Below are 8,616 nucleotides of genomic sequence, written 5' to 3'. Positions count from 1 at the left end.
TCTTGTAGCGCGCGAGGAGGTCGCCGATCGCGTACACGCGCACGTGGCCCATGTGGATGCGGCCGGAGGGGTACGGGAACATCTCGAGGCAGTAGAACTTCGGGCGGCTCGGGTCCTCGCTAACGCTGAACTGTTTGCGCTCTTCCCAGACCTTCTGCCACTTTCCCTCGATCTCGCGGAACGGATATCGATCGCTCGACATGATTACGTTCAGAGTTTTACATACTTAGATGGCAGGAGCAAGAAACGGCCTCGGCCCGCTCGCGTGAGGACGTAGAGCGCAGGGGGCGGGGCGGGCTCTCCCGCGAGTGTCGTTCCGAAGCGAGAGAGCCCGCCCCGCCCCCAGGCGCTTTACTTCTTCACGCCGAGCAGGCCGAGAGCCTCGTTAGCTTCCTTGATCGAGTCCGCGTGCTTTCCTTCCTTGTGCAGGCCTTCGGCCTTGTCCAGCATCGCCACGGCCTTCTTCACCTTCGCGTCCTTCGCGTCCATCTTGGCGGCCGCGTCGCGGCCCTGCTTGATGAGCGTCGGACACTGGAACGCGTGCGCCGCGCCCGCGCCCACCGCGAGCGCCGTGACGATCGCCGCCGCTGCCATGAGCATCCGCATGCGTCGATCACCTCCTCCGCGCCTGGTTGGCTCCATCGTTCAACCGCCGCCGGCGGCGCCGGGTTCCGGAGATCCGGCGCCGTGGAAATGGGCGTAGATCTTCTGGGCGAGCCTGGGCGTGACCTTCGGCACCGCCGCGAGCTCGGCGACCGACGACTCGCGGATGCGCCGCGCCGAGCCGAGCGTCTTCAGCAGGCTCGTGCGGATCGTCGGCCCGACGCCCGGTATCGTGTCGAGGACGGACCGGAGGGTCCGCTGCGATCGGAGCTTCTTGTGATAGGTCACCGCGAAGCGATGGGCCTCGTCCCGGATCTTCTGCAGCGTGTGGAGCGCGGGCGACGTCGGATCGAGGACGAGCGGGTGGAGGCTCTCACCGACGTAGACCTCCTCCTGCTGCTTGGCGAGCGCGATCACCGGGAGGTAGTCGAGGCCGAGGTCCTGGAGCACCTTGAGCCCGACGTTGAGCTGGCCCCGGCCCCCGTCGATCAGGACCAGGTCCGGCAGCGGGGTTCCCTGCTCCAGCGCCTTCGCGAACCGCCGCGTGAGGACCTCGCCCAGCGAGGCGAAGTCGTCGGCGCCCGTGACCGTCCGGATGCGGAAGCGCTTGTAGTCATCCTTCTTCATCCCCCCGTTCTCCCACACGACCAGCGAGCCGACCTGCTCCGTGCCCTGGACGTGGGAGATGTCGTAGCCCTCGATCCGGTTGGGCGCGCCCGGGAGGTTGAGCGCGCGCCGCAGCTCCTCCAGCACGACCTGCTGGCGGTCGTCGCGCGAGAGGAGGTGGTTCTGCAGCGCGAGCGCCGCGTTCTCCTCGGCCATGGCGACGAACTCGCGCCGCGCGCCGCGCTGCGGCGCCAGGATCTGGACGCGCCGGCGCGCGAGCCCCCCGAGCCACTCGGCGGTCAGGGCGGCCTCGGGGAGCTCCTCGGACACCAGGAGCTCGGGCGCGGGCGTGACCGCCTTGCCGTAAAACTGCCGGACGAAGGCCGAGAGGATCTCGCCGTCGCTCCAGCCGGCGACCTTGTCGAAGAAGAACGGCTCCTGGCCGACGAGCCGCCCCCGGCGGACGAAGAAGAGCTCGACGCACGCGTCGTTCCCCTGGCGCACGACGCCGATCACGTCCTGGTCCACCTCCTCGGTCGAGATGATCTTCTGGCGCTCGCGGACCTTGTTGAGCGACTGGATCTGGTCGCGCAGCATCGCGGCCCGCTCGAACTTCTGGTCCGCCGCGGCGACCTCCATCTCCTTGGTCAACCGGAGCGCCAGGTCCTCGTCCTTGCCCTCGAGGAAACCCATCACGTCGCGCACGGTCTTCGCGTACCCCTCGCGCGTCTCCCACCCGGTGCACGGCGCGTTGCAGCGGTGGATCGCGTACTGGATGCAGGGGCGCTCGAGGCGGCCATCGATCGTGATCGAGCACGTCCGGAGCGGGAAGAGCTGGCGCGTCAGGCGCAGCGTCTCGCGCATCGCGGTCGCGGGATAGAACGGGCCGTAGTAGACCGCGCCGTCGTCCTGCACGCGCCGCGCGACCAGGAGCCGCGGGAAGTCCTCGTTCGTCGTGAGCTTGAGGAACGGATAGTGCTTGTCGTCCCTCAAGATGATGTTGTAGCGGGGCCGGTGCTTCCGCACCAGGTTGGCCTCGAGCATCAGCGCCTCGAGCTCGTTGTCGGTGACGATGTACTCGAGGTCGCGGATCTGGCGGACGAGGGCGTCGGTCTTCGGATCGCGCGGCCGCGACTCCTGGAAGTACGAGCGGACCCGGCTCCGGAGCGACGCCGCCTTGCCGACGTAGAGGACCTGGGCCTTCGCGTCCCGGTAGATGTAGACGCCGGGCCGGTCGGGCAGCCGCGCGAGCTTCTCCTCGAGCGTCATGCGAGCCCGCGCTTCCGGAGCGCCTTCACCCGGTCGCGCAGCTCGGCGGCCTGCTCGAAGTCGAGGCGGCGCGCCGCCTCCTTCATCTGCGCCTCGAGCTCGGCGACCCGCTTCGCGAGCTCGGCGGGCGAGCCGAAACGCTCCTCGGCGGGCGCCTCGACGTCGACCGTGTAGTAGTCGCGCTCGTAGACGGTCTGGAGGAGCTCGCGGATCGCCGAGCGGATCGACTCCGGCGTGATCCCGTGCTCCCGGTTGAACGCCCCCTGGAGCTCCCGCCGCCGCTCGGTCTCGCGGAGCGTCGCGGCCATCGAGTCGGTCACGTGGTCCGCGTACATGATCACCTCGCCGTTGACGTTGCGGGCCGCGCGGCCCGCCGTCTGGATGAGCGAGGTCGCCGAGCGGAGGTAGCCCTCCTTGTCGGCGTCGAGGATCGCGACGAGGGAGACCTCCGGGATGTCGAGCCCTTCGCGGAGCAGGTTGATGCCGATCAGGCAGTCGAACTTCCCGAGGCGGAGGTCGCGGATGACCGCCACGCGGTCGAGCGTGTCGATGTCCGAGTGGAGGTAGCGCACGCGGAGCCCCACCTGCTGGTAGTACTCGGTCAGATCCTCGGCCATCCGCTTCGTCAGCGTGGTCACGAGGACCCGCTCCTCGCGCTCGGCGCGCGCCCGGATCTCGGCGAGGAGGTCGTCCACCTGGTCCTTCGCGGGCCGGACCGTGAGCTTCGGGTCCATGAGGCCCGTCGGCCGGATCACCTGCTCGACCACCGCGTCGCCCGCGAGCGCGACCTCGTACGCGCTCGGGGCCGCGGAGACGTAGATGGTCTGACCGGTCGCGCGGGTGAACTCGTCGAACGTCAGCGGCCGGTTGTCGAACGCCGAGGGGAGCCGGAAGCCGTACTCGACGAGTGCCTCCTTGCGCGAGCGGTCGCCGTAGAACATCCCGCGGACCTGGGGCACCGCGACGTGGCTCTCGTCGATGATGATCAGCGCGTCTTTCGGCAGGTAGTCGATCAGCGTCGGCGGCGGCTCCCCCGGCCGCCGGCCGGTGAGGTGGCGCGAGTAGTTCTCGATGCCGTGGCAGTAGCCGAGCTCGCGCAGCATCTCCATGTCGAAGAGCGTCCGCTGCTCGAGCCGCTGCGCCTCGAGGAGCCGGTTCTTCGGCCGGAGGAAGGCCAGCCGCTCCCCGAGCTCCTCCTGCACCGTCCCGATCGCGCGCTCGAGCTGCCCGGCCTCGGTCACGTAATGGCTCGCGGGGTAGACGTGCACCTGCTCGAGGCGTTCGAGCACCGAGCCCTTGAGCGGATCGATGCGGTGGAGCGCGTCCACCTCGTCGCCGAAGAGCTCGACGCGGAGGGCGAGCGACTCCTCGTTGGCCGGGAAGATCTCGACGACGTCGCCGCGCACGCGGAAGGTGCCGCGGTGGAAGTCGTAGTCGTTGCGCTCGTACTGCACGGCGATCAGGCGACGGATGATCTCGTCGCGATCGATCCGCTCGCCCGCGCGGAGCACGAGGTGCAGGCCCTGATAGGTGTCGGGCTCGCCGATGCCGTAGATGCAGGAGACCGAGGCGACGACGACGACGTCGCGCCGCTCGAGCAGCGATTTCGTCGCCGAGTGGCGCATCCGGTCGATGTCGTCGTTGACGAGCGCGTCTTTCTCGATGTAGGTGTCCGATTGAGGAATATACGCCTCGGGCTGGTAGTAGTCGTAGTAGGACACGAAGTACTCGACGGCGTTATCCGGGAAGAAGGCCCGGAACTCGCTGAAGAGCTGCGCCGCCAGCGTCTTGTTTGGCGAGATGACGAGCGTCGGGCGTCCGGCGTCGGCGATGACGTTGGCGATGGTGTAGGTCTTGCCCGAGCCCGTCACGCCGCGGAGGACGACGTGGCGCCGCTCCTCGCGGATGAAGCGGTCGAGCGCCGCGATGGCCTGCGGCTGGTCGCCGCGCGGCGAGTACTCGGAGGCGAGCCGGAACACGGCCGCGGGCGGCGTCAGGAGGGCGTCGGGACGGCCAGCAGGTACTTCCGCCACGAGTCGAGCAGCGAGCTCGCGTGCGGGTGCCGGAGCATGTGCGTGGAGAAGACGAACTTCGGGTGCACGGGCTCGCGGATCAGGCGCATCCCGGCCTCGTCGGGCATCCGGTTCCCCTTCCGCAGATTGCAGCGGAGGCACGCCGCCACGACGTTGATCCACGTGGTCTCGCCGCCGCGCGAGCGCGGCACGATGTGGTCCACGGTCAGCCGCTCGCCGCGGCGGTTGCAGTACTGGCAGGTGTAGCCGTCGCGGCGGAGGATGTTCTTCTTGTTGAACGCGACCCGGTCGAGAAAGGGCTTCCGGATGTAGATCGCGAGGCGGATGACGGCGGGAAGCGGGAACGCCACGGATGGTGACCTCACCACCCGTGGCGAGGCTTCGACGGACTCGGCCTTTCCGCTCATGAGCAGCGTGATCGCGCGGCGAGCGTTGGTGAAGTGCAGCGGCTCGAAGGTGTAGTTCAGCACCAATACGGCAACGTCGTCCATATCAGCAACTAAGGATAGACGCCGGCCGCGGGAGTGTCAAATCGCGCCGACGCCCGCCGGACGCGCGGGGAGCCTACGGAGCGGCGTCCGCAGCGGCGGCAAGGATGCCCTCCCGCAGGCCGGAATCACTCACGACCACGCCGTCGGCGCCGACCGCATCGAGCGTGGCCAGCACGATCGCGATGCCTGGCACGATGAGGTCGGCGCGGCCGGGCTCGAGGCACGGCAGCGCCGCGCGCGCGGCGACGCTCAAGGCGCCGAGGTGCGCGAGCCGCCGCTCGATCGCCGCGCGCGAGAGCGCGTGGCCCTGGACCCGCGCCGGGTCGTAGTGGGCGAGGCCGAGGTCGAGCGCGGCGAGGGTCGTCATGGTGCCGGCGGTGCCGACGAGGTGCTCGGGACGCGCGCCGCGCAGCGGCGCCGGCAGCTCGGCGGCGAGCCGGCCTCGCACCTCGCCGAGCAGCCGCGTCCACCCGTCAGCGTTCACGCGCGCGGGGAACGGGAACCGCTCGGCGAGGGGCACGACGCCGAGCCTCAGGCTGACGGCGGCGAGGATCCGCTCGCCCTCGGCCAGGACGTACTCCGTGCTGCCGCCGCCGATGTCGAACACGACGACGCGCCCGTCGAGGCGCCCGAGCCCGGACCGCACGCCGCGGAGCATGAGCCGCGCCTCGTCCTCGCCGCTCACGACCTCCACGCGGCGGCCGGTGGCCCGCTCGACCGCTTCGGCGAACGCGCGCCCGTTCGCCGCCTCGCGCACCGCGCTCGTGGCGACGATTCTCACGTCGCTCGCGCCGAGGTCGCAGCCGCGCTCGACGTAGCCGGCGACGACGGCGAGCGTACGCGCCATCGGCGCCGCGCCGAGCGCGCCCGCCGCCGCGAGCCCCTCGCCGAGCCGCGTCACCGTCTGGTGCTGGGTGACGACCCGCCAGGCGCCCGGCCCCTCCACGTCCGCCACGAGCAGGCGCACGGTGTTGGTGCCCACGTCGATGGTCGAGACGCGCATGCCTCAGGATAGACGAACGCCCCGCCGGCCCGTCCGGCGGGGCGTGTCGAGCGACACCGTGGCGGACGTCTACTTGCCCTTCAGCGTCCGGATATAGTTGATGATCGCCCAGCGCTCGTTCTCTTTGAGCATGTCCTTCCAGGGCGGCATCACGCCACGGCCGTTCGAGATCTTCCAGAAGAGCTCGCCATCGGTCTCCTTCTGCACCCGCTCGGAGGTCCAGTTCGCGGGCTTGGGCGGCGGCAGCGCCGCGGCCGCGGGGCCGTCGCCGTGACCGCTCGTGCCGTGACACGACACGCAGTTGATCTCGACGAGCTTCTTCGCGTTGTCGATGCCCTTGACGGGATTCTTCAGATTCTTCGCCTCGGGCGGCGCGACCCACGGCCCCTGCGCCGCGGCCACCGCGGCGCTCCCGACGACGAGGGCGACTCCGGCGATCGCGGCCACCACCGACCTCCCGAACGCGCTCATGGCGCCTCCTCTCGACCACCGATGACGTTCACGACAAAACCGCAGCCATTTAACACTCCTGTGACGAAGCGGGTCAAGCCGGTATTCGTCGGGACGCGTCCGGCGCGCCGCGCGCCGCGAGCCAGCAGATCGCGGCGAGCGCGCCGTAGGCGCCGGCGAGGCGCTGCGGGAATGCCGACGGCGCGGCCCAGGGCCAGAAGAGCGCGCCGTTCGCCAGGGGCGAGTGGATCACGCCGAAGAGCGTCGCCAGGCTCGCGAACGCGAAGACCGCGCCGGCGACGCCGAGCCTCCGCTCGATGATCGCGACGAGCGCCCACCCCCACACGACCGCCGTGAGGATGAAGCCGTTGCCCAGGACCAGCAGCGCCTCGTGGGCGAGCGCCGCCTCGCCCGTGAGCGACGCGGGCGAGGCCCCGAGCGCCGCGAGGAGGCCTCCCGTCTCGATAAGGACGACGGCCGCCGCGACAGGCACGAAGGCGAGCGCCACCGCGGCGCCGTGGCGCGGCGGTGACGCGAGGAACCCCTGGGCCGTGATCTCGAGGCCGATGAAGACGAGGATCGGCGCGATCGCCGCCTCCGGCAGCACCGAGACGAGGAGCGAGAGGGCGCCGAGGGCCGCGCCCGCGCCGATGACCACGCCCGTGGCGAGCGTGTAGCCCGCGCGCGCGCCCATCGCCTTGTACGCGGGATGCCCGATGTAGGGCGTGTTCTGCACGACGCCGCCGCAGAGCCCCGCGAGCACGGTCGCCGCCGCCTCGGTGAGGAGGATGTCGCGCGCGCGGTACTCGTCGCCCGCCGCGGCCGCGCTCTCCGTGTTGTCGATCCCGCCGATGATCGTCACGAGCGCGAACGGCAGCGCGACCGAGAGGTACGGCAGCGTCGCCTCGAGTGCGTCGAGCCAGGCGAGTGTCGGCCACGGGAACGCGAGGCGGAAGGTGCCGACCGCGAGCGTCGCCTGGGGGCCCGCGCCGAGCCACGCGCGGACCCAGAAGAGCGCCGTGCCCGCGACGACCGCGGCGAACGCGCCCGGGATCCCGAACGGCATCCTCACCCGTCCAAAGAGCGACAGGAACAGGATCACGAGCGCGACGAGGCCGACGAGCGGGTCGCGGAGGATCTTGAGCGCGGGCAGGAAGGCGATGAGGAGGACCGCGACGCCGGCGATCGAGCCCAGCAGCGCGGCACGCGGCACCGCGCGGCGGGCCCAGTCGCCCCCGAACGCGAGCCCGACCTTGGCGAGGCCGATCGCGACCGTCGCGGCCATGCCCACCTTCCACGCGAGGACGGGATCGCCGGTCGCCGCCATCACGGGGCCGAGGACGCCGAAGACCATCGCGAAGAGCGTCGGCGTGTCGATGCCGAACGGCATCGCCGTCACGTCCTCCCGTCCCGTCCGGCGCATGAGCCGCACGGCGAGCCACGTGTAGGCGAGGTCGCCGACCAGCACGCCCAACGCCGTGCCCGGGACCATCCGGTGCAGGACGAGGTCCGCGGGGAACTTGAAGACGCCGATCAGGAGGCTCGAGAGGATGACGAGCTGCGTGACGTTGTCGAGGGCGAGGCCAAGGAACCCGTTGAGGTCCCCGGGGGTGATCCAGCGCGGAAGGAGCCTAGCGCGCCCGGGCGTCTGCCGTTCCCCGCTCCGCCAGGAGCTCCCGCGCGCGGGCCTGCGTGCGCTCGGCCATCTCGGCGCACCACGCGAGGCTCCCGCGCTTGTCGGCGACCTCGTGGAAGTCGAACTCGAGGACGGGGCTCACGCGCGCCCCCACGCGGAGCCGCGCCCCGTACGACTTCCCGGCGCGCGTGTCACCCGCGTCCAGCTCGACCTCGACGCGCGGGCTGATGCGCTTGGCGTGCGACGTGAGGAAGTTCCAGAGCCACCGCGCGACCTCGTCGTACGTCCCGCCCGAGAACACGGCGGCATTCTACACCGCTGAGGCGCTCGACCCTCCTCCGAGCTTCAGCACTCGTTGAAGCCGCACGAGAGACACTTCTTGCAGCCCTCCTCGTAGATGAAGGTCGCCTGGCCGCACTCCTTGCAGAGGTCGCCGATCTGCCTCTTGCCGTTCCCGGCCGCGACCGGCGCTTCCGGCGCCGGCTTGACGTGGCCGATGTGCTCGGCCAGCGTCCGCGCCAGCGC

At 70.8% G+C, this 8,616-nt stretch carries 10 protein-coding genes; all 10 read right to left on the bottom strand.

Going from position 1 to position 8,616, the window contains the following annotated elements:
* A partial coding sequence (locus VKG64_06015; protein HKB24595.1) for a class I tRNA ligase family protein occupies positions 1-202 on the bottom strand: 202 nt, incomplete at its 3' end.
* 149 nt (positions 203-351) lie between these two features.
* Positions 352-606 (bottom strand): hypothetical protein, encoded by a 255-nt coding sequence (locus tag VKG64_06010; protein ID HKB24594.1) that lies wholly within the window; start codon positions 604-606, stop codon positions 352-354.
* Positions 607-645: 39 nt separating this feature from the next.
* Complete coding sequence (gene uvrC / locus VKG64_06005; protein HKB24593.1) at positions 646-2,478, bottom strand: excinuclease ABC subunit UvrC; 1,833 nt, start codon at positions 2,476-2,478, stop codon at positions 646-648.
* A complete protein-coding gene (uvrB, locus tag VKG64_06000; protein HKB24592.1) occupies positions 2,475-4,457 on the bottom strand; it encodes an excinuclease ABC subunit UvrB in 1,983 nt (660 codons plus the stop codon). The genes uvrC and uvrB overlap by 4 nt, the downstream gene beginning before the upstream one ends.
* 14 nt (positions 4,458-4,471) lie before the next feature.
* Complete coding sequence (locus VKG64_05995; protein HKB24591.1) at positions 4,472-5,002, bottom strand: HNH endonuclease; 531 nt, start codon at positions 5,000-5,002, stop codon at positions 4,472-4,474.
* Positions 5,003-5,075: 73 nt separating this feature from the next.
* Positions 5,076-6,005, bottom strand: coding sequence for a hypothetical protein (locus VKG64_05990; GenBank protein ID HKB24590.1), 930 nt, complete (start codon positions 6,003-6,005; stop codon positions 5,076-5,078).
* A gap of 69 nt (positions 6,006-6,074) precedes the next feature.
* Positions 6,075-6,476 carry a cytochrome c gene (locus VKG64_05985; GenBank protein ID HKB24589.1) on the bottom strand — a complete coding sequence of 134 codons (402 nt, stop codon included), beginning with the start codon at positions 6,474-6,476 and terminating at the stop codon, positions 6,075-6,077.
* A 73-nt stretch (positions 6,477-6,549) separates the two neighbouring features.
* Positions 6,550-7,947: an MFS transporter gene (locus tag VKG64_05980; GenBank protein HKB24588.1), complete on the bottom strand. Its 1,398-nt coding sequence runs from the start codon at positions 7,945-7,947 to the stop codon at positions 6,550-6,552.
* Positions 7,948-8,086: 139 nt separating this feature from the next.
* Entirely contained in the window at positions 8,087-8,392 is a 306-nt protein-coding gene (locus VKG64_05975) for a hypothetical protein (protein ID HKB24587.1), read from the bottom strand.
* 44 nt (positions 8,393-8,436) lie between these two features.
* The coding region (locus tag VKG64_05970; protein ID HKB24586.1) for a hypothetical protein at positions 8,437-8,616 on the bottom strand (180 nt) is incomplete at its 5' end.

The organism is Candidatus Methylomirabilota bacterium (assembly GCA_035260325.1).
Lineage (GTDB): Bacteria > Methylomirabilota > Methylomirabilia > Rokubacteriales > CSP1-6 > AR19.
Note: the sequence above shows the minus strand (reverse complement) of the source record. Positions and strands in the feature narration are given on the sequence as shown.

Excerpts from the sequence above, each read along its gene's own strand:
- VKG64_06010 (HKB24594.1), bottom strand. The coding sequence starts at position 606 with ATGCGGATGCTCATGGCAGCGGCGGCGATCGTCACGGCGCTCGCGGTG.
- uvrC (HKB24593.1), bottom strand. The coding sequence starts at position 2,478 with ATGACGCTCGAGGAGAAGCTCGCGCGGCTGCCCGACCGGCCCGGCGTC.
- VKG64_05995 (HKB24591.1), bottom strand. The coding sequence starts at position 5,002 with ATGGACGACGTTGCCGTATTGGTGCTGAACTACACCTTCGAGCCGCTG.
- VKG64_05990 (HKB24590.1), bottom strand. The coding sequence starts at position 6,005 with ATGCGCGTCTCGACCATCGACGTGGGCACCAACACCGTGCGCCTGCTC.
- VKG64_05985 (HKB24589.1), bottom strand. The coding sequence starts at position 6,476 with ATGAGCGCGTTCGGGAGGTCGGTGGTGGCCGCGATCGCCGGAGTCGCC.
- VKG64_05980 (HKB24588.1), bottom strand. The coding sequence starts at position 7,947 with ATGGTCCCGGGCACGGCGTTGGGCGTGCTGGTCGGCGACCTCGCCTAC.